The 18,056-nt window shown below is 64.4% G+C and carries 18 protein-coding genes; 2 read left to right on the top strand and 16 right to left on the bottom strand.

The features are described from left to right. Window positions 1-157: 157 nt before the first annotated feature. The 8 genes from JJ959_RS17150 to JJ959_RS17115 form a co-directional block, all read right to left on the bottom strand. On the bottom strand, window positions 158-640 hold the full coding sequence (locus JJ959_RS17150; protein WP_292886320.1) for a (2Fe-2S)-binding protein: 483 nt from the start codon (window positions 638-640) through the stop codon (window positions 158-160). Between the two features lie 4 nt (window positions 641-644). After that, window positions 645-1,514, bottom strand: a complete 870-nt coding sequence (locus tag JJ959_RS17145; protein ID WP_292886318.1) for a xanthine dehydrogenase family protein subunit M — start codon at window positions 1,512-1,514, stop codon at window positions 645-647. A gap of 219 nt (window positions 1,515-1,733) precedes the next feature. After that, window positions 1,734-3,050, bottom strand: coding sequence for a TRAP transporter large permease (locus tag JJ959_RS17140; protein ID WP_292886315.1), 1,317 nt, complete (start codon window positions 3,048-3,050; stop codon window positions 1,734-1,736). Continuing rightward, entirely contained in the window at window positions 3,047-3,562 is a 516-nt protein-coding gene (locus tag JJ959_RS17135) for a TRAP transporter small permease (RefSeq protein ID WP_292886312.1), read from the bottom strand. The genes JJ959_RS17140 and JJ959_RS17135 overlap by 4 nt, the downstream gene beginning before the upstream one ends. A 100-nt stretch (window positions 3,563-3,662) precedes the next feature. Further along, window positions 3,663-4,691: a TRAP transporter substrate-binding protein gene (locus JJ959_RS17130; RefSeq protein ID WP_292886309.1), complete on the bottom strand. Its 1,029-nt coding sequence runs from the start codon at window positions 4,689-4,691 to the stop codon at window positions 3,663-3,665. Between the two features lie 43 nt (window positions 4,692-4,734). Beyond that, entirely contained in the window at window positions 4,735-5,718 is a 984-nt protein-coding gene (locus JJ959_RS17125) for a PDR/VanB family oxidoreductase (protein WP_292886307.1), read from the bottom strand. A gap of 14 nt (window positions 5,719-5,732) precedes the next feature. Then, complete coding sequence (locus tag JJ959_RS17120; RefSeq protein WP_292886305.1) at window positions 5,733-6,482, bottom strand: GntR family transcriptional regulator; 750 nt, start codon at window positions 6,480-6,482, stop codon at window positions 5,733-5,735. Further along, window positions 6,479-7,525: an aromatic ring-hydroxylating dioxygenase subunit alpha gene (locus tag JJ959_RS17115; RefSeq protein ID WP_292886303.1), complete on the bottom strand. Its 1,047-nt coding sequence runs from the start codon at window positions 7,523-7,525 to the stop codon at window positions 6,479-6,481. The genes JJ959_RS17120 and JJ959_RS17115 overlap by 4 nt, the downstream gene beginning before the upstream one ends. Before the next feature lie 137 nt (window positions 7,526-7,662). Here JJ959_RS17115 and JJ959_RS17110 point away from each other — a divergent pair, with 137 nt between their 5' ends. Further along, window positions 7,663-8,775 (top strand): cobalamin-independent methionine synthase II family protein, encoded by a 1,113-nt coding sequence (locus tag JJ959_RS17110; protein ID WP_292886301.1) that lies wholly within the window; start codon window positions 7,663-7,665, stop codon window positions 8,773-8,775. 82 nt (window positions 8,776-8,857) lie between these two features. Here the strand turns inward: JJ959_RS17110 and pcaG are convergent, their stop codons facing one another. From pcaG to JJ959_RS17070, 8 genes are all read right to left on the bottom strand, one after another. Continuing rightward, window positions 8,858-9,472 (bottom strand): protocatechuate 3,4-dioxygenase subunit alpha, encoded by a 615-nt coding sequence (gene pcaG / locus JJ959_RS17105; protein WP_292886298.1) that lies wholly within the window; start codon window positions 9,470-9,472, stop codon window positions 8,858-8,860. After that, on the bottom strand, window positions 9,472-10,215 hold the full coding sequence (gene pcaH / locus JJ959_RS17100) for a protocatechuate 3,4-dioxygenase subunit beta (protein WP_193182444.1): 744 nt from the start codon (window positions 10,213-10,215) through the stop codon (window positions 9,472-9,474). Before pcaH ends, pcaG begins: the two co-directional genes overlap by 1 nt. Then, window positions 10,212-10,592 carry a 4-carboxymuconolactone decarboxylase gene (gene pcaC, locus JJ959_RS17095; RefSeq protein ID WP_292886293.1) on the bottom strand — a complete coding sequence of 127 codons (381 nt, stop codon included), beginning with the start codon at window positions 10,590-10,592 and terminating at the stop codon, window positions 10,212-10,214. The genes pcaH and pcaC overlap by 4 nt, the downstream gene beginning before the upstream one ends. Before the next feature lie 34 nt (window positions 10,593-10,626). Beyond that, window positions 10,627-11,367: a GntR family transcriptional regulator gene (locus JJ959_RS17090; protein WP_292886290.1), complete on the bottom strand. Its 741-nt coding sequence runs from the start codon at window positions 11,365-11,367 to the stop codon at window positions 10,627-10,629. A gap of 166 nt (window positions 11,368-11,533) precedes the next feature. Continuing rightward, window positions 11,534-14,440, bottom strand: a complete 2,907-nt coding sequence (locus JJ959_RS17085; RefSeq protein ID WP_292886287.1) for a CHASE2 domain-containing protein — start codon at window positions 14,438-14,440, stop codon at window positions 11,534-11,536. A gap of 147 nt (window positions 14,441-14,587) precedes the next feature. Continuing rightward, window positions 14,588-15,631: an OmpA family protein gene (locus JJ959_RS17080; protein ID WP_292886285.1), complete on the bottom strand. Its 1,044-nt coding sequence runs from the start codon at window positions 15,629-15,631 to the stop codon at window positions 14,588-14,590. A gap of 3 nt (window positions 15,632-15,634) precedes the next feature. Continuing rightward, window positions 15,635-16,090 carry a FecR domain-containing protein gene (locus JJ959_RS17075; protein ID WP_292886283.1) on the bottom strand — a complete coding sequence of 152 codons (456 nt, stop codon included), beginning with the start codon at window positions 16,088-16,090 and terminating at the stop codon, window positions 15,635-15,637. Window positions 16,091-16,218: 128 nt separating this feature from the next. Continuing rightward, window positions 16,219-16,632, bottom strand: coding sequence for a nuclear transport factor 2 family protein (locus JJ959_RS17070; RefSeq protein WP_292886281.1), 414 nt, complete (start codon window positions 16,630-16,632; stop codon window positions 16,219-16,221). A 109-nt stretch (window positions 16,633-16,741) separates the two neighbouring features. Here JJ959_RS17070 and JJ959_RS17065 point away from each other — a divergent pair, with 109 nt between their 5' ends. Beyond that, entirely contained in the window at window positions 16,742-17,965 is a 1,224-nt protein-coding gene (locus tag JJ959_RS17065) for an amidohydrolase family protein (protein ID WP_292886279.1), read from the top strand. The last annotated feature ends 91 nt before the right edge of the window (window positions 17,966-18,056 follow it).

Here is an 18,056-nt window from a genome sequence, read left to right as displayed (position 1 = left end):
GACTCCCAGAAGCTCCGGACTCTGCAATCAGAGCACAGCGGGAGGAGTTTCAGTGATCATGGGAGCGACATCGCTGCGTCGCAAAACGACATCGCGAGGAATTGCCGGGAAACCGCTGGAAGCTGAGTGTTTCCGGCGGTTTCCCGATGAAAGGATGTTATTCGGCGGCGCCGCGCATTTCCGCGGCGGTCTCGAGGACGGCGCGGACGATCTTGTCGTACCCGGTGCAGCGGCAGAGGTTGCCGGCGAGCCAGTACCGCACTTCGGTCTCGCTCGGGTTCGGGTTCTTCTTCAGAAGCGCGTCGGCGGCGACGAGCACGCCCGGCGTGCAGATGCCGCACTGGAGCGCGGCCATCTCGAGGAACTTCTGCTGCAGCGGATGCAGTTTGTCGCCGTCCGCCATGCCTTCGATGGTCTTGATCTCATGGCCTTCCGCCTCGGCGGCGAGCATGAGACAGGAGCAGACCAGCCGGTCATCGAGCGTGATGCTGCAGGCACCGCAGTCGCCGGATCCGCAGCCTTCCTTGGAACCGGTAAGATCCAGGGTGTCGCGCAGGACGTCGAGCATGGTGTGGTGCGGCTCGCAAAGGAACTCCGTCGGCTCGCCGTTGATCGTGGTGGTCACATGGAGTTTCGCCATGGTATCAGCCTCCCTTGGCGCGATCGGCGGCGATCGCCGTGGTGCGTTTCAACAGCACGCCTGCGACCTTCGTCCGGTAGGCGATGGTGCCGCGTTTGTCGTTGATCGGATTGCAGGCAGCGCTGCAGGCTGCCGCGGCTTTTTCCAGCGCGGCATCGTCGAGCTTGCTGCCGATGAGCGCCTTCGCCGCGTCCTCGACCAGCAGGACCGTCGGCGCGACGGCGCCGAGACTGACCCGGGCCGCCGTGCAGGTGTCGCCCTCCATCGTCAGGCTGACGCCGCAGCCGACCACCGCGATATCCATCTCGGTGCGCGGGATCATCCTGAGATAGGCGTCGCTCGAGCCTTTCGGTCTGGCGGGGAAGGTGAAGCTGACCAGGATCTCGCCCGGGGCGAGGTTGGTCTTGCCCGGGCCGGCCGGAACCTTTTCGACCGGCAGTTCGCGGGTACCGTTCGGTCCCTTGATGTTCGCGATCGCGCCGGCAGCAACAAGTGCGGGGACGCTGTCCGCGGCGGGCGAGCCGTTGCAGAGGTTTCCGCCGGCCGAAGCCCGTCCCTGGACCTGCGTCGATCCGATCAGGTTGAGGCCTTCAAGCACGCCGGGCCAGACTTTGCCGAAAGTCGGATGCTCTTCCAGAACGGCGCCGGGTACAGCGGCGCCGATCCTGAAGCCACCCTCCGGCGTCTGCTCGATTGCGTTCAGTTCCGCGACCTTCTTGATGTCGACGATCAGCCCCGGCTTGACCATGCCTGAGCGCATCTGCACCAGAAGGTCAGTGCCGCCGGCCATAATGCGTGCCGCACCGCTTGCCGCGGCATAGGCGCTGATGGCCTCGTCGAGTGTCGACGGCGCAACGTATTGGATCTCTGTCATAAAGATTTTCCCAGCGTCGTTCCCCAATCCGCAAACCCGATCCGCCGCCACGTTCTTGAAGGGAGGCGTTCCAACTTGGATGAGCGAATAGGGAGAGGCTACACGGGCGGAGGGACCGGTAACAACCCCAACTGTTGCAACGGGTTTTGTGCGGCCCGGGCAACAGTTGATGCCGGGCGCGAAAGAACGCCCGGCATCAACTGGATAAGAGGGGGCCGGTCAGGAGGTCAGGAACCAGATCGAGAAGATCGGAAAGGCCGTGAGCAGGACGACCCTCAGCATGTCGCTCACAAGGAACGGCACGACGCCTCTGTAGGTCTGAAGCATCGGGGTATTCCGCGCCATCGAGTTGATGACGAAGAGGTTCATGCCGACCGGCGGCGTAATCAAGCCGACCTCCACGACGATCAGCACCAGCACGCCGAACCAGAGCCCGAAGGCTTCCGCCGACATGCCGTAATCGAGCTGGCTCACGACCGGGAAGAAGATCGGCACGGTCAAGAGGATCATGGAGAGCGAGTCCATGAAGCAGCCGAGGATCAGATAGAGGATGAGGATCGCGATAAGCACCGTGTAGGGCGCGAAGCCCTGCGAGGTCACCCAGAGCGCGGCTTCCTGCGGCAACTGGGCGAAGGCGAGGAAGGAATTGAACGCCGCCGCTCCGAGCACGATGAAGAAGATCATGGCGCTCGAGCTCGCGGTCTGGCTGAGCGAGGCGACCAGCCGTTCCTTCGTCAGGCCGCCGTTCAGCAGCGCGATCAGCCCGGTTCCCGCCGCACCGAAAGCGGCGCCCTCGGTCGGGGTGAAGAACCCGGCATAGATCCCGCCGACGACGACGATGAAGACCGTCAGCACCGGCCAGATGGCGATGGTCGCCTTGATCCGCTGGCGCATCGGGGTCGCGTCCCGCTGTCCTGCGCTATCCGGCTTCAGGCGCACATAGATCGCGATTGCCAGCATGTAGCCGGCCGCGGCGATGATGCCGGGCACGACGGCGGCAAGGAACAGCTTGGCAATGTTCTGCTCGGTCAGCAGGGCGTAGATCACCAGCACGACGGAGGGCGGAATGAGGATCCCAAGGGTGCCGCCGGCCGCCAGCGCGCCGGTCGACAGCGAGCCGGAATAGCCGAAGCGCTTGAGTTCGGGCAAGGCCACCTGGGCCATGGTCGCGGCGGTCGCGAGGGAGGAGCCGCAGACGGCGCCGAAACCCGCGCAGGCCCCGACGGCGGCCATCGCGACGCCGCCCTTGCGGTGTCCGAGCCAGGACGCTGCGGCGTCGAACAGGGATTTCGAGAGCCCGCCATGGGTCGCGAACTGGCCCATCATCAGAAACAGCGGAATGATGCCGAGGGAATAGTTCGAGAAGGTCTCGAAGGGCAGCGACTTCAGCTGCGAGAGCACGGGGATCCAGCTTCCGTTCACCAGGACCGAGCCGCCGATGCCGATTACCAGCATGGCGAGCCCGATGGGCATGCGGAACAGGATCAGGAGCAGCAGGACCGGAAAGGACCAGATCGCGATTTCGAGCTTGGTCATCGGCCGGCCTCCGTACCGGAATGTCCGCCGCGCGAGGCCGCCAGGGCCTCGCGAATATCCCGCAGCACGGTCCAGAGCGAGGCGAAGACCGAAAGCGCGGCGAGCGGCAGGCAGGCGGCATAGGCCCACCAGACGGGAATTTGCAGGATGAAGGTGGTCTCGGCGTAGGTCTGCAGATCCTCCATGCCGCCCCAGAGGCGCCAGAGAATAACGGCAGACACCGCCGTCATGACCACGTTGTAGATGGCCGCCAGCCAGCTATCGACGGTCTTGCCGAGGACCGATTGCAGGATGTCCACGGAAACATGGCCGCGCTGCAGCTGGCACCAGGGCAGGAAGCTGAACACGGCCAGCGCCGTCGCGAATTCGACGAGTTCGAAGTCGCCCGGTATCGGACCGAGCCCGACGGGGATGAGGGCGCGTCCGGTGACGCTCGTCACGACGAGGATCGTGATGAAGAGCAGCAGGGCGCCTCCGAAAAGGGCCAGGTATCGGCAGAGTTGTGTAAGCATCGGGCGCCAGCGTACCGGTTTTCTGTTGTCACGTAACCGCTGCGGCGGCGGATCGGCTCCGCCGCCGCAACGCATCGAGGTTTCGCAATCCGGGAGCGGATTACTTGCTGTGCTTGGCGATCAGCGCCTTGGCATCGTCCACCAGAGCCTGCGCGTCGATACCCTTGCCGGACATCTCGGCGACCCAGCCCTTTTCGACGGCCGCGGCCGCTTCCGCCCAGCGCTTGGTCTGGGCATCGTCGAGCGTGATGATGTTGTTGCCGGCTTCCTGCGCCTTCTTCAGGCCGACGGCATCGCCCGCTTCCATCGCGCGGCCCGCCCATGCGGCGGCTTCGACGCCGGAATTGTCGTCGATGACCTTCTTCAGGTCGTCCGGCAGCTTGTCATAGCTCGCCTGGTTCATGGCGAAGAGGAAGGTCGCGGTGTAGAGCGCCTTGTTGCCGCTGAAACCGGTATGATTCTTCACGAGTTCGCTCATCTTCAGCGGCAGGGTCACTTCCCACGGAATCACCGCGCCGTCGATCACGCCTTTGGAGACTGCTTCCGGAACCGCCGGGACCGGCATGCCGACCGGCACGGCGCCGAGAGTGGCGAGCATGTCGGTGATGACGCGGGTCGGGCCGCGCAGTTTCATGCCCTTCAGGTCGTCAAGCGTGTTGACGGGGTTCTTGGAGTGGATCAGTCCCGGGCCGTGGGTATGAACGGCGATGACCTTCATGCCGGGGAAATCGTCCTTCATATGTTTCTCGGCATATTCCATGAAGGCGCGGGAAGAAGCCTCGGCGCTGGTCGAGATCATGAAGGGCAGCTCGAAGGCCTCGGCTTTCGGGAAGCGGCCCGGCGTGTAGCCCATGACGGTCCAGATGATGTCGACGACGCCGTCGGTCACCTGCTGGGCGAGCTGCGGCGGCTTGCCGCCGAGCTGCATCGAGGGATAGTGCTCGATCTTGATCCGTCCGCCGGAATCCTTCTCGACCTTCTCGATCCACGGCGTGATGAAGCCGGCCGGAACGGCGGCCTTCAGTGGCAGCAGCTGGTGCAGTTTCAGGGTTACGTCCTGCGCCTTCGCCGCCAGCGGCGAGAGCGCAAGGCCGGCGACGAAGCCGGCGGCGATCAGTTTCTTGAGCATCGGGGGTCCTCCTCTGTTGCTTGATTGGTTTCTGACGCCTGTATCAGCGCGATCCGGGGCGAAATCCGGTATCGATGGTCGCGCTTCCACTCGTGAGGCGGGAGACGCAGGTGCAGAGGCTCCTGTTCTCCGCCTTCTGTTCGCTTGAGAAAAATACGTCGCGATGGTCGATCGCGCCGTCGAGCTCGACGACGTCGACGGCGCAGAGCCCGCATTCACCGCGCAGGCAATCCCAGATCATGTCGACACCGGCATTGGTCAGCGCGTCGAGCATGGTCTGGCCGGGCCGGACCTCGATTACGCGTGAGTCGCCCGAAAGCCGGACGGTGAAGGGGCGGTCGGCCGGATCTTCCATGGCGCCGAAAACTTCGAACCGCAGCTTGCTGGTCGGCCGACCGGAGCTGGCCCAAAGCGCTTTCGCCTCGTTCAGCATGCGGACCGGGCCGCAGACATAAAGCTCTCCATCCGGCGGCAGCCGGTCTATCTCGGCGCCAAGATCGAGCCGATTGCCCTCATCGGCCGCGTAGAGGGCGCAGGCATCGCCAAGCGCCGCCCCGAGCTCTTCCGCGAAAGCGGCCTCACTGCGTTTCGCGACGGCATAAGCGAGACGGACCGGCATCTTGCGCCTTGCGAGGGCGAGCGCCATGCCGTAGAGCGGCGTGATCCCGATGCCGCCGGCGACCAGCAGGTAGGACGGGGCGCGCCAGGACAGCTCGAAACGGTTTTCCGGCAGGCTGAGACGTACTTTCGCGCCGGGGGCGAGGCTCCACATAAAGGCCGAGCCGCCGCGGCTCAGCGCATGGCGTTTCACGCCGACCCGGATCGTCCCCGGCGGGCTCGGCAGGCAGCTGTAGGAGCGCTGGGCCGATTTTCCCCCAAGCGGGATCTCGAAGGTCGAGTGCGATCCGGGCGAGAAGGAAAAGGCGGCGTCCGAAGCTTCGACCGCAAAATCTATAACGCGCACGCCCGGCGCTGCGTCGGTGGTTGCGGTGACGATGGCTGTCTGCCAGTTCAGTTTGCCCTTCATGACGGTCTCCGCGCTCAGTCCGCGACCAGGGAGAGGGCGGGGACCCGCTCGATCATACGCTCGTCCTGCAGCACGAAATCGAGGTTCTCCCGGGCGAGGCGGGCATGTTCTCGGGCCAGCGCCTCGGCGCGGAACCCCTCACGCATCTCGATCGCGCCGATGATTGCCCTGTGCTGGCCCTGGGCGACCGTGAGACTGCCGAGGAAATTCGGCAGCTCGATCTGGGCCTGCAGGAAAGCGCTCGGATTGGCGAAGGAGAGATTGGTCACCCGTTCGATTTCCCGCGCGATCAGCGGACTGTTGCAGGCGTCCTTCAGCATGTCGTGGAACTCGGCGTTCCTCTCGATATAGGCCTCGTAGGAAAAGCGTTCGGCCGGCTCCGCGACGATTTTGTCCATTTCGGTCAGCAGGCTGCCGAATGCGGCGAACCGCGCGGGGGAAAGCCCGCGTTCCGCGGCGAGCCGTGCCGCCGTGCCTTCCAGCACGCCACGTAGTTCGATCGCGTCGATGACGTCGGAAACAGAGAAGCGCCTGACCGAATATCCGCCGGACGGGATCACCTCCAGCAGGCCTTCCTGTTCCAGGCGGGCGAGCGCCGCGCGTACCGGCGTCCGCGAGATTCCGAGCTGACGTGCAATAACGGGTTCCGACAGGCGCTCGCCCGGCGCGAAGCTGCCGGACATCACCAGATCGCGGACGCCGAGCACCGCTTTCAGGGACTGCGAGGTCGCCCGCGTCCGCCGTCCATCCGGTTCGGATTTCATTCCGCCGCCTCTGCGAGCGAGGTTTCGCGCGCGATCATCCGGTCGATCAGCTTGCGCGCCCGCATCGAGCCTGCATCGATGTTCAGATTGTAGAAGACATGATCCGGATTGGCCTCGATGGCCTTCTGTTGCGCCTCCAGGACGTCCTCGTCTTCGCGGAAGATCGTGGCGACGCCTTCGCGCAGCTGGTGCGTGCGCGCCTGGTTCTCGAGGTCGTAGTTGCGCGCGAAAGCCCAGAAATAGAGGCAGGTGCTCTCCGTCTCGGGCGTAATCGTGTTGAGCACGAAGCCGTTGACGCCCTGGCTGCGGTCGCCGTCCGGCGCGCCGGTTCCGGCAGGCGCCACGCCGACATCGATGGCGACGGTGCAGGGCGCCTCGAAATTGATAATCTGCCAGCGGTCCACGTTCCCCGGCTTGCCGAGCTGGGCGCGCCAGAAGGGCGGCGGCTCGATGTTTTCCATCCAGCGGGTGACCGTCGCGGTTTTCTCGGAATGAGTCACCGTAAACGGGGACTCCGCCACCGCCCGGTTCCCGATGGAGGACCCGTGCACATAGGTTTCGTGGGTCAGGTCCATCAAATTGTCGACCACGAGGCGGTAGTTGCAGCGGACCGGGATCATCTTCCCGTCCGAACTCCAGCCCGGACTGTCGTTCCAGTGCAGGTCAGGGACGAGATCCGGATCTGCCAGTGCTGGATCGCCGGGCCAGATCCAGACGAAACGGTGGCGCTCGACGATCGGATAGCTCTTCACGCAGGCGGAGGGGTTAATCGTGTCCTGCGACGGCATGTATACACATCGGCCGGCCTCGTCATATTCAAGCCCGTGGTAGCCGCAGACCACATTGTCGCCGTTGAGCCAGCCTTTCGAGAGCGGAAGAAGGCGGTGCCAGCAGGCATCGGCAAGCGCTGTCGCTTCGCCGCTTTCCTTGCGATACAGCACGATCGGCGCACCCGCGATCTTGCGCGGGAGAAGCGTGCGTCCGACCTCGACGTCCCACGCCGCCGCGTACCACGCATTGAGCGGAAAGCTGTGCTGTCCCATGATCCTCCCAGCCACTTTTTCTTTTTGATTTTGGTCAGAATGTATACAAGTCGAAAGTTGCGTATACAAGGTTCTTCTGCCAGATTTCGCATTCGATTCACGGCAATCCGATAAGAAAAAGATCAAGGGAGTTCTCCATGACTGCCACGACCCCTCCGTTCCGTGCCGACGAGGTCGGAAGCCTGCTTCGTCCGCAGCGTCTGAAAGAGGCTCGAGCCGCCTTTCAGGCCGGGACCCTCGACGGCGCAGGCCTGAAGAAGGTCGAAGACGAATGCATCCGTGAAGTCGTCGCCAAACAGGAGAGCACCGGCCTCAAGGCCGTGACCGACGGTGAGTTCCGCCGCTCCTGGTGGCATTTCGATTTCCTCGCCGGTCTCGACGGCGTCGAGCTGGTCAGCGGCGCCAAGGCGATCCAGTTCGCCGGGGTGCAGACCAAGTCGGAAAGCATCGCGGTCACGGGCAAGGTCGGGTTCTCTGGCCATCCGATGCTGGAGCATTTCAGCTTTCTCAAAGGCGCGGTGAAGACGGCAATGCCGAAGCTCACGATCCCGTCGCCCTCGGTGCTGCATTTCCGCGGTGGCCGCGATGCGATCTCGAAAGAGGTCTATCCGGACATGGACGGCTTCTATGCGGACACGGCGGAGGCTTACGCGCAGGCGGTGCGCAGCTTCTACGACGCGGGCTGCCGTTACCTTCAGTTCGACGACACGGTCTGGGCCTATCTCTGCTCGGAAAAGGAACGCGCCGGTATCCGCGAGCGCGGTGACGATCCGGACGACCTGAAGAAGAACTACGCGGCGATGATCGCGCATGCCCTGAAGGCGAAGCCGGCGGACATGACGATCACCACCCATGTCTGCCGCGGCAATTTCCGCTCGAGCTGGATCTCAGAGGGCGGCTACGAGCCGGTCGCGGAAGTGCTGCTTGGCGAGCTGCCGTATGACGGCTATTTCCTCGAATACGATTCCGAGCGGGCCGGCGGTTTCGAGCCGCTGCGCTTCCTGCCGAAAGGCAAGAAGCGGGTCGTGCTCGGCCTCGTGACCTCCAAGTTTGGCGAGCTGGAGAACCGTGAGGGCGTACTGGCCCGGATCGAGGAGGCGAGCAAGTTCGCGCCGCTCGAGCAGTTCTGTCTCAGCCCGCAATGCGGCTTCGCCTCGACCGAGGAAGGCAACATCCTCTCAGAGGAGGAGCAGTGGCGGAAGCTCTCCTTCATCGTCGACGTGGCGAAGGAAGTCTGGGGCGAGGTCTGATCGACGTCCTCAACCTGTTGTTTGAACGAAAGCGGGCGCTCCGGAAGGGAGCGCCCGTTTCTATGTGTGCAGAGCCGCCGATTCAGAAGTCGAAGAACACGGTCTCGTTCTCGCCCTGCAGATAGATGTCGAAGCGATAAGCGCCGTCGCCCTCCTTTTTCGCGATCAGGGTGGGCACCCGGTTCTGGTGCTCGATCTTCGTCAGGATCGGATCCTTGGCGTTCGCCTCGGCCTCGTCCGGGAAGTACATCCGCGTCTGCAGGCCGATATTGATGCCGCGGGCGACGATCCAGAAGCTGATATGCGGCGCCATTTTGCGGCCGTCCGGGAACGGCACGGCGCCGGGCTTGACGGTCTCGAACACCCATTCGCCGGTCTGGTAGTCGCCGGCCTTGCGGCCGAAACCGGTGAAGTTCGGGTCGGCGGTGCCGCGATGTTCTTCCGGGCTCGGATAGAGCCCGTCCGCATCGGCCTGCCAGATCTCGATCAGGGCATCCTTCAGCGGCGTGCCGGTGCCGTCATAGACGGTGCCGGACACCTTGATGCGTTCGCCCTTGGTCTTCTCGTTCACCATCGTGGTGCCGAGATCTTCCTCGTAGACCCCGCCGATGCCGGAGAAATTCGGCACGCAGCCGATATGGACGTAGGGGCCCGCGGTCTGGCTCGGGCTTTCCTTCAGACGATAGAGCGATTGCATCAGTTCCCCTCCAGGCGATTCTCGAACAGGGTCGAGCGCCGGCCGCGCAGGACCATGTCGAATTTGTAGGCACGGGCATCCATCGGCACGGTGCTGTCCATGTCGAGCTGGGCGATCAGGCTTTCGATGCCCTCGCGGTGCGGCACCACGTCGACGATCGGGCATTTCCAGATCATCGGATCGCCTTCGAAATACATCTGCGTGATCAGACGCTGGGCGAAGCCCTGTCCGAACAGCGAGAAATGAATATGCGCCGGGCGCCAGTCGTTGCCACGGTTCGGCCAGGGATAGGGGCCGGGCTGCACGGTCCGGAACTCGTAAGAGCCGTCCTCTGCGGTGATGCAGCGCCCGCAGCCGCCGAAATTCGGATCGAGCGGCGCGATATAACCTTCCTTGGCGTGGCGATAACGGCCGCCGGCATTGGCCTGCCAGAACTCCACGAGCACGTTCGGAACGCCCCGGCCGGTCTCGTCGAGCACGCGGCCATAGACGTAGATCCGCGGGCCGATCGCGCTCTCGCCCGGTTTGGCGAAGTTCAGGATCAGATCGTTGTCCAGCGGGCCGATGATGTTGTGTCCGAACACCGGGCCGGTGATCTCGCTCAGGGTCTGCGGCATGCTGAGCAGCGCCCGGCTCGGCGAGCGCGCGACCGAGGTTTTGTATTGCGGGGTCAGTGCCTCCGGTTGCCAGCCCCGGTCCCTGGCAAAGAAACTGGCTGCCGGCCTCTGGTTCGTCAGGCTCATATCTTCACTCCCATCTCGGAATAGGTCTTCTTGATGATCTTGAGGGCATGGTTCGCCGCCGGAACGCCGGCATAGACCGCGACATGCATCATCGCCTCTCGGACATCCTCGGGCGTCGCGCCGGTATTGGCCGTGGCGCGCACATGCATCGCCACCTCGTCCCATTGGCCGAGCGCCGCGAGCAGGGCGAGGGTGATCATGGAGCGCTCGCGCTTGGTCAGCTTGTCGCTCGCCCAGACGGTACCCCAGGCGCCCTCGGTGATGAAGCTCTGGAACGGTTCGTCGAACGCCGTCTTCGCCGCCTCGGCGCGGTCGACATGGGCGTCTCCCAGGACCGAGCGGCGGATCTTCATGCCGTTGTCGTAGCGTTCACTCATTCAGATGGCTCCATGCTGGTCAGTCATTTGTGCGTCAGCCGGTCACCAGGGTGAGGGCCGGGTAACGCGCCTTGATCCGGTCGTCGTTCATCGCGACCTCGAGATTGCGGCGCGCGAGCCGCGCATGTTCGCGGGCGAGGTTCTCCGCGCGGGTGCCCTCGCGCAGCTCGATCGCCTCCAGGATTGCCTTGTGCTGCGACTGGGCGAGCAGCAGAGAGCCGTGAAATTCCGGCAGTTCGCGCTGAACCATCAGCAGGGCGTTCGGGCCCGAGAAAGGAAGCGAGACAAGCCGGGAGATCTCGCGCCCGATGACCGGACTGTCGGCTGCGTTCTTGACGAGCTCGTGGAATGCGGCATTGCAGCGCGTGTAGCTGTCATGGTCTAGGGCGTAATGCGTTGCCTCCAGAACCTCGTCGATCTCCGCCAGAATCTTTTGCATGGCGATGGACTGGGCCGGTGAGATCCCGCGCTCGGCGGCGAGGCGCGCCGCGGTGCCTTCCAGCACGCCGCGCAGTTCGATGGCGTCGAGAATGTCTCTCGGGGCGAAACTGCGGACCGCGAAGCCGCCCGACGGGATCGCGTCGACCACGCCTTCCTGCTCGAGGCGGGCGAGGGCTGCGCGGACCGGGGTGCGGGAAATCTGCAGACGGTCGGCGATGGCCGGCTCGGACAGGCGGGCTCCGGGCACGAAAACACCGGAGAACAACAACTCGCGAATGCCTTCGAGTGCGCGCTGCGACTGCGTCGGCAGGCGGTCCTCGGTCGCGTTTGTCATTCTCCCCGCTCCAATCTCTTGCTGGATTGCGTTGGAATATTAAGAATCAAAAACCAAGCTGTATACAGATATTCGAGATTTTGGCTCTTTGAGGCGCAAAAACAGCGATTCCGTGTGCGAGATTCAGAAAAGTGAATACATAAACTGCGTCTTGGCGCGGAGCAGATCAGGCGCGCGCCAGGGTGCGCGATGCCGGGAAGGTAATTGTCACCGTCGTTCCTTCTCCGGGCGTGCTGTCGATCTTGAGCTTCGCGCCATGGGCTTCGACATGAGCGCTGACGATGGCGAGGCCGAGGCCGACGCCGTCATGCGTGCTCGTCATCGCGCCCGGGCGCTGCCAGAAGGGCTGGGTGACGAGGGCGATCAGCTCCGGCGGTATTCCGATCCCATGGTCACGCACGGAAAGGGCGATCCTGTTCTGCTCGTCACACCATCCACCAATCTCGATCGATGCGCCGTCCCGCGAGAACTTGACGGCGTTGCCGATCAGGTTCTGCACGATCTGGTACAGCATCTGCGGGTCCGCGAGCAGGTTCGGCATATCGCTCGCGAGTGCGGTTTCCACTGTGATCCCGCGCTGCTGGATGGCCGGGATCAGGTCGGTCAGCGCGTTCCGGATGATTGCGGCGGGCTCCGTCGCGACCGCTTCGACCGTGGTCGGGAGTTTCTCCAGCCGGGCGAATTCGAGGATCTGATCGATCATTGCGAGGAGGCGGAAGCCGCTGTTGGAAATGTCGCCCGCATAACCGAGATAGCGCCCGTTGCCGAGCGGGCCGTATGGCTGGCTGCGCAGCATGTCGGCAAAGCCGATGATGGCATTGAGCGGAGTCCGGAGCTCGTGACTCATGTTGGCGAGGAACTCCGATTTGGCGCGGCTTGCCCGCTCCGCCAGTTCCTTTGCCGCTCCAAGCTCGAGTTCGCGGTTCTTGAGTTCGCTGATATCCGTATAGACGCAGACCATCCCGGCATCGGCGGTGCGGCGTTCGTCGATGCGGTACCACTTGCCGTCGGTGGTGGCGAGTTCACAAGGCGCACTGTCGGAGCCGAAGGATGCAAGCCGGCCGGCAATCCAAGAGCCGGACCGCTCGTCTCCGGTCGTGGATCCGCGCCTGATCTCGGAGAAGCGTTCCAGCATCGTCGCATAAGGCGCGCCGGGTTCGGCGAGATCGCCGGCGGAACCGAGCATGTCGCGGAAATGGCGGTTGCAGAGCACGAGCCTCCGGTCCGGAGAAAACAGCGCGAAGCCGTCGGAGATCGAGTCGATGGCGTCGCGCAGGCGCTGGGCCGCCCGATCGGCAGACGCTTCCGCCGCCTTCCGGACCGAGACATCTCTCAGCACGAGCACATAGATCCGTTCGGTTCCGGCCACAGATGCGGCCAGCGTTATCTCCGTCGGATGGGAGGTTGTGCCGTCCGGGTCGAGGATATCGGCTTCAAGGATGCCCCCGGAACCTGCGGCGCGGCGCAGGTGATCCGCGGGTTCGGCCGAAAGGCCTTCCGCCCAGTCTCCGCGCAGGCGGCCCGCGACCGGATGCCCGATCAGATGCGCGGCCGGAAGGCCGAAGAGATGCCCGGCGGCCCGGTTCGCAGTACGGATCCGGGCATCCTCCCCGACTGTCACGATCGCGTCGAAGCTGGCATCGACGACTTCCCGGATATAGGCATCATGCCGTTTCAGCGTCGTCTCGTTGCGGCGCCGGAGGAAGATCTCCGCACGGAGATCCGAAAGGACGAAAATCGCGCCGGTGAGCAGAAACGCGAGGCCGGGAAAGGTCGGATCGAGGAGGACGCCGAAACCTGCATGCGCGGCCGCCGTGAGCCCCGCCGCGCCGGCGGTCAGCGAAAAGGCAGCCACCGGTTTCCAGGCCAGAGTCAGCGACGGCAATAGCCAGATCATCAGACCGCACAGGAGAAGCGTCGCGGCGATTTCCAGAGGTGCGAACACCGGCGGGCGGGCCGGCGTACGACCCGTCAGAATGGTATCGAGCGCAAGCGCCTGGAACCGCAATGCCGAGAAGTTTTCTCTTCCGGCAGCCCGGACCCGGTCTCCGATGCCGGAAGCGGAGGTGCCGATCATCACGATGCGGCCCTCGATATCTGCGGCCGGGACGTTGCCCTGAAGCACGTCATGGGCCGCGACTGCCGTGACCCGCTCTGGCCGGGCGGTGTCGATCCAGACCCGGCCCTCCCGGTCGGTCGGCACGTATAGGGGACCCACCGAGATGCCGCTTAATCCCAGGGCTGAGGGAACCTCCAGCAACATTCCGGATTGACCGAGAGCGACACGCGCTGCTTCGAGTGCGAGGCCGGGTTCCAGCCGGTCCAGGACATGGAACACGGCCGGGACACGGCGCGCGTTACCGTCCGGTTCCGGAAGCAGATTGACGATGCCCGCGCCGGCGCTCGCCGCGCTGAGCACGGGGATATTCTCGATTACACCACCGATGTCGGGCAGGCTCCCGAGGTCCGGTGTGCCGCGCACCGCGAAGCGGCCTTGCCGCTTCGTACCGTCCGGATCCTCTGTTCCGGCGGGTGCCGCCGCGGTCGCGGTCACCGTCGGAAGCAGGCGGATGGCCGCCGCGAGATCATCGTCGTAGCTGCCCCGTTCCGAGAGAGTGCGGCGAAGATCGGCTTCAAGACCGGGGAGCGTCTCGGCGAGCAGGTCGGGCGACATCCGGTCCGGTTCAGCGAACAGGATGTCGAAGACGATCATCGCCGCACCCGCCTGATGGAGCTTCTCGACCAGATCGGCATAGTACCGTCTCGGCCAGGGCCACTGGCCCATCTGCGCCAGGCTCTCATCCGTCACGTCGACGGCAAGCACGGGAGAAGGGACGGGTGGAGCTGCGCGCAGTCCGATCTGCTGGTCGAAGGCCCAGAGCCGGGGAATCTCGAGCGGCGAGACATCGAGGACTCGGAGGACAACGAGCAGAAGAAGCAGAAGCAGGGCGATCAGCCTGCCTTGGCGAACGAATTTCGCGGGCCGGCCTTCATCCTGATCGTCCAGCCACGGAAACGCACTGCCTTCCGCTGGCAGCGCCTGGCCGATCTCGTTGCGTGCTCTGCCGTCCATTCAAGCCTCGGTGGTGCAGCGGCGCGGCGGATAGCGCCCTCTCTGCGGTTTCTGTATGAGCCAGCCTTCCGGATGACGGTAGCGCCATGCGGTATGGGCGTGAACCCGGCCCATACGAACCCGGGATGCCCGGGGCAGGCAAGGAGGCTAGCGGATGACGATCTCGACCCGCCGGTTGCGGGGTTCGGAAACGCCGTCCGCGGTCGGAACGATCGGCGCGCGTTCGCCGAAGGATTCGACCGTAACCACCCGCTCGGGGACACCGAGGCCGAGCACCGAGGAGTTGACGATCCGGGCCCGGTCGAGAGCCAGTCCGTCGTTATAGGCGACGGAGCCGGCCCTATCGGTGTGTCCCGAGATCTCGACCTGGGGCAGTTTCCGGGTGCGGATCGTTTCCAGAACCTGTGCGAGAAGCTCCTGAGAGGCCGGTGTGAGCGTGTCGGTGCCCTGCTCGAAATAGAGGATGAAGGTCACCGGGGGCACCGGGCTGGCCGCGATCGCGTCTCCGAACACGATCTGGACATCCGCCGGATCGAAGATGCCGGAGCTTTGCGGCGCGGCGTTCGCCGCCGCGACCAGCGCGCTTGCCCGTTCCGTGTCGAGCAGGACCTGGCCTCCCGGATTGCCGACGCTGACGGCGCCGAGTTTTCCGTCGGCGTCGGGCAGCAGCACCACGAGCGCGCCCTTTACCGCCCCTTCGATCTCGGTGACGGCGGCAACGAAGATTGCCCGGCATGCGGCGATGTCGTCGGGCTGGTGGCCTTCCTCGAGTTCCTGCATCCAGCAGTCGAACCCGGCCTGACCGCGGGCGCTTCCCGGTCCGGCGATGGATCTGGCACCGGCGGAGAACAGCGCCATGAGACGGGTGCGGGCCTCCGCGAGTTCCTCAAGGGCCGCCGGCGTGAGATCGCGGGCATCCAGGGGTTCCGGCTCGAAAACCTCGCCCTTCGCCGCCCGGATGGCACGGTCGTAGAACCTGGCGGTATCCGGCCAGTCATATTCCTCGCGTTCGAGGTCACCGAGTGACGTGTACTCGGCGCTCAGGGTCTGCAGGAACTGGGAGTCGGGCGGCGGAAGCTGCTTGAGTTCCTCCGTGTCATAGGGACCGAAGGCACAGGCGCTCATGCCGAGGGTCAATGCCGTAACGGCAAGAAGGGCGCGGAGCGGGCGGAAAGGTGTCTTTGCACGCATCGTCTAGTTCCCCGAGCTTGCCGGAACGCGGACAGCGAAACGTGTCCCGCGTACCGCGATGACAGAGAGGGGGGTCTCTATCCGGGTCTTTTCCGGCGCGATCTTGCCGATCCGGCCGGACTGGTAGATCAGCGTACCTTCCAGGATCTTGCCGAAGAAATTGAAGGCATCCCGCCTCGGCGAGAATTCGAAGGCGGCCAGCTCGAAGCGCGAGTTCGGGCCGAGAGAGATCAGTGTACCGTCGTTCAGCGTAATGCCGAGCGACCCGTCTGCGCCGGTCATGAGCGTGTCCTTGCGTTCGACGTCGAAGCCCTCGGATGCCGGGAGCATCTTTCCGTCCCGCTGCACGCTGGCTTCGCCGCTTGCGACCTTGACCCTGCCGATGGTGCCCGCATCCTGAGCTGCGGCGCCTGTGGCGAGCATCAGGAGCGTCGCCAGGCTCATAAGAAGTTTTCGCATTCTGCTCTCCGGTCCCCAACCCTGAGCGTCGGCCTTCGGCCGAATGAAAGCTGGAGTTTGAGGAGCCTGACGTGCTGGCGTCAAGCGATGCGCGAATAAGTGGTGGCGCTGATCACGCGGAACGCCGGTCAGATTTCCGGTTCTCCGGCCTGTCGCTTAAGGAGTCGTTCGGCGCTGTCATTCAGGACATCGATGCGGGTGATCTTGCCGTTGCGGATTTCGAAGCGGTCGACATAGCGGTTGCCCTCGAACGGCGTTCCGTCAGGCCATTCCCCGTAGAGCGTGCCGGTTCCGTAGGCCACGATGTGATCTTCGGCTCGGGCGATATCGAGGGTCCCGAACTTCTTCTTCACCCATTTGTACCGGCACGCGTTGTAGGCCGCCATTTCCCGAGGATGGAACATGCGCGTCTTGCCGGTGAAATAGATCTCTGCATCCGGCGCGAGAAACCGGGCGGCGCTGTCCGGATCCGGGATCATGGAAACCTCAAGGAAACGCTCGACCATGCTCCTGGCCTCTTGCACTTCATCGTCCACCGCCATTTCGCTCCTCCATCGGCTCTCGCCTTCGCACCTGCAATAAAGTTAGACTCCTTTTCTGCGTCGGCGCCATGGGGTGTCGTTCAGCCATTCGATTTCTGGAGGTCGTCCCGTGGATCTGACGTTCCGCAATGCGCGGTTGATGGAGGCGCCGGACCGGATGCTCGATGTCGGCGTTGCCGGCGGAAGGATCGCTGCTATCGGCGAAGCGCTTCCCGACGGTGCGCGCACCCTGGATCTCGAAGGTCGCCTGTTGCTGCCCGGGTTCGTCGAAACCCATATCCATCTCGACAAGTCCTGCATCCTCCACCGCTGCTCCTCGGAACGCGGCGACGTCGCCGAGGCGATCTCCGAGGTCTCGCGCGTGAAGCCGGACTTCACCGAAGAGGATATCGCGGAGCGGGCGGGCCGCACCCTGCGCAAATGTGTCGTCAACGGCACCACGCGCATCCGCACCCATGTCGAGGTCGACCCGGTGATCGGCTTGCGCGGGCTCGAGGGGGTGAAGGCCGCGATCGCGGACTGGCGCTGGGCTGTGGAAACCGAGATCTGCGTCTTCCCGCAGGAGGGATTGCTGAACAATCCCGGAACGGACGAGTTGATGGTGGCCGCGCTGAAAGACGGCGCCCGCTGCGTCGGCGCCACGCCCTATACGGATACGGATCCGAACGGCCAGATCGACCGGGTGTTCGAGATGGCACGGGAGTTCGATGTCGATATCGACATGCATCTGGATTTCTCGACCGACCTCTCTTCCGTCGACGCGGATTACGTGATGCGGAAGACGGACGAGTACGGATGGGGCGGACGTGTCGCCATCGGCCATGTCAGCAAGTTCTCGGCCATGCCGCCGGCGCAATTCGAGGACTATGCAAGGCGGCTCGCGACTGCCGGCGTCGCAGTGACGGTGCTGCCCTCGACGGATCTCTTCCTGATGGGACGGGAACACGATTATTCGGTGCCGCGCGGGGTGACGCCCGTGCACAAGATGCTGGAGCATGGCGTGACCTGCTCGCTCTCCACCAACAACGTGCTGAACCCCTTCACCCCGTTCGGCGACGGCTCGCTGATCCGGATGGCCAATCTCTATGCCAATGTCGCGCAGATCGGCCGCACCGAAATGCTGAAGGCCTGCCTCGAAATGGTGACGAGCCGCTCCGCGAGACTGATGAACCTGAAGGATTACGGGATCTCGGTGGGCAAGACGGCGGATCTGGTGGTGATCGACAATTCGGATCCGTCAATGGCGGTCGCGGAACTCTCGCAACCGCTCTATGCGTTCAAGGCCGGCCGGCAGACCGTGCACCGGCCGTTGCCGGTGCTCGGGGATGGCTGAAGAGCTGGAGCGGCCGGATCAGTAGACCAGCTGGTCGTCGCCGCCGGAGCCTCCGATGACGAGTTCGCCGCGGTCGGCCAGATCCTTCGCG

It is taken from the genome of Nisaea sp., assembly GCF_017640745.1.
In the GTDB taxonomy this organism is placed as follows: Bacteria; Pseudomonadota; Alphaproteobacteria; order Thalassobaculales; family Thalassobaculaceae; genus Nisaea.
The sequence above is the reverse complement of the archived record's forward strand: the minus strand, read 5'-3'. Positions and strand labels throughout refer to the sequence as shown.

Coding starts and splice junctions, on each gene's coding strand:
- JJ959_RS17130 (WP_292886309.1), bottom strand. CDS start 4,691: ATGCTCAAGAAACTGATCGCCGCCGGCTTCGTCGCCGGCCTTGCGCTC.
- JJ959_RS17135 (WP_292886312.1), bottom strand. CDS start 3,562: ATGCTTACACAACTCTGCCGATACCTGGCCCTTTTCGGAGGCGCCCTG.
- JJ959_RS17110 (WP_292886301.1), top strand. CDS start 7,663: ATGACTGCCACGACCCCTCCGTTCCGTGCCGACGAGGTCGGAAGCCTG.
- JJ959_RS17075 (WP_292886283.1), bottom strand. CDS start 16,090: ATGCGAAAACTTCTTATGAGCCTGGCGACGCTCCTGATGCTCGCCACA.
- JJ959_RS17145 (WP_292886318.1), bottom strand. CDS start 1,514: ATGACAGAGATCCAATACGTTGCGCCGTCGACACTCGACGAGGCCATC.
- JJ959_RS17085 (WP_292886287.1), bottom strand. CDS start 14,440: ATGGACGGCAGAGCACGCAACGAGATCGGCCAGGCGCTGCCAGCGGAA.
- pcaG (WP_292886298.1), bottom strand. CDS start 9,472: ATGCAATCGCTCTATCGTCTGAAGGAAAGCCCGAGCCAGACCGCGGGC.
- JJ959_RS17090 (WP_292886290.1), bottom strand. CDS start 11,367: ATGACAAACGCGACCGAGGACCGCCTGCCGACGCAGTCGCAGCGCGCA.
- JJ959_RS17140 (WP_292886315.1), bottom strand. CDS start 3,050: ATGACCAAGCTCGAAATCGCGATCTGGTCCTTTCCGGTCCTGCTGCTC.
- pcaH (WP_193182444.1), bottom strand. CDS start 10,215: ATGAGCCTGACGAACCAGAGGCCGGCAGCCAGTTTCTTTGCCAGGGAC.
- JJ959_RS17150 (WP_292886320.1), bottom strand. CDS start 640: ATGGCGAAACTCCATGTGACCACCACGATCAACGGCGAGCCGACGGAG.
- JJ959_RS17115 (WP_292886303.1), bottom strand. CDS start 7,525: ATGGGACAGCACAGCTTTCCGCTCAATGCGTGGTACGCGGCGGCGTGG.
- JJ959_RS17070 (WP_292886281.1), bottom strand. CDS start 16,632: ATGGCGGTGGACGATGAAGTGCAAGAGGCCAGGAGCATGGTCGAGCGT.
- JJ959_RS17125 (WP_292886307.1), bottom strand. CDS start 5,718: ATGAAGGGCAAACTGAACTGGCAGACAGCCATCGTCACCGCAACCACC.
- JJ959_RS17080 (WP_292886285.1), bottom strand. CDS start 15,631: ATGCGTGCAAAGACACCTTTCCGCCCGCTCCGCGCCCTTCTTGCCGTT.
- JJ959_RS17120 (WP_292886305.1), bottom strand. CDS start 6,482: ATGAAATCCGAACCGGATGGACGGCGGACGCGGGCGACCTCGCAGTCC.
- pcaC (WP_292886293.1), bottom strand. CDS start 10,592: ATGAGTGAACGCTACGACAACGGCATGAAGATCCGCCGCTCGGTCCTG.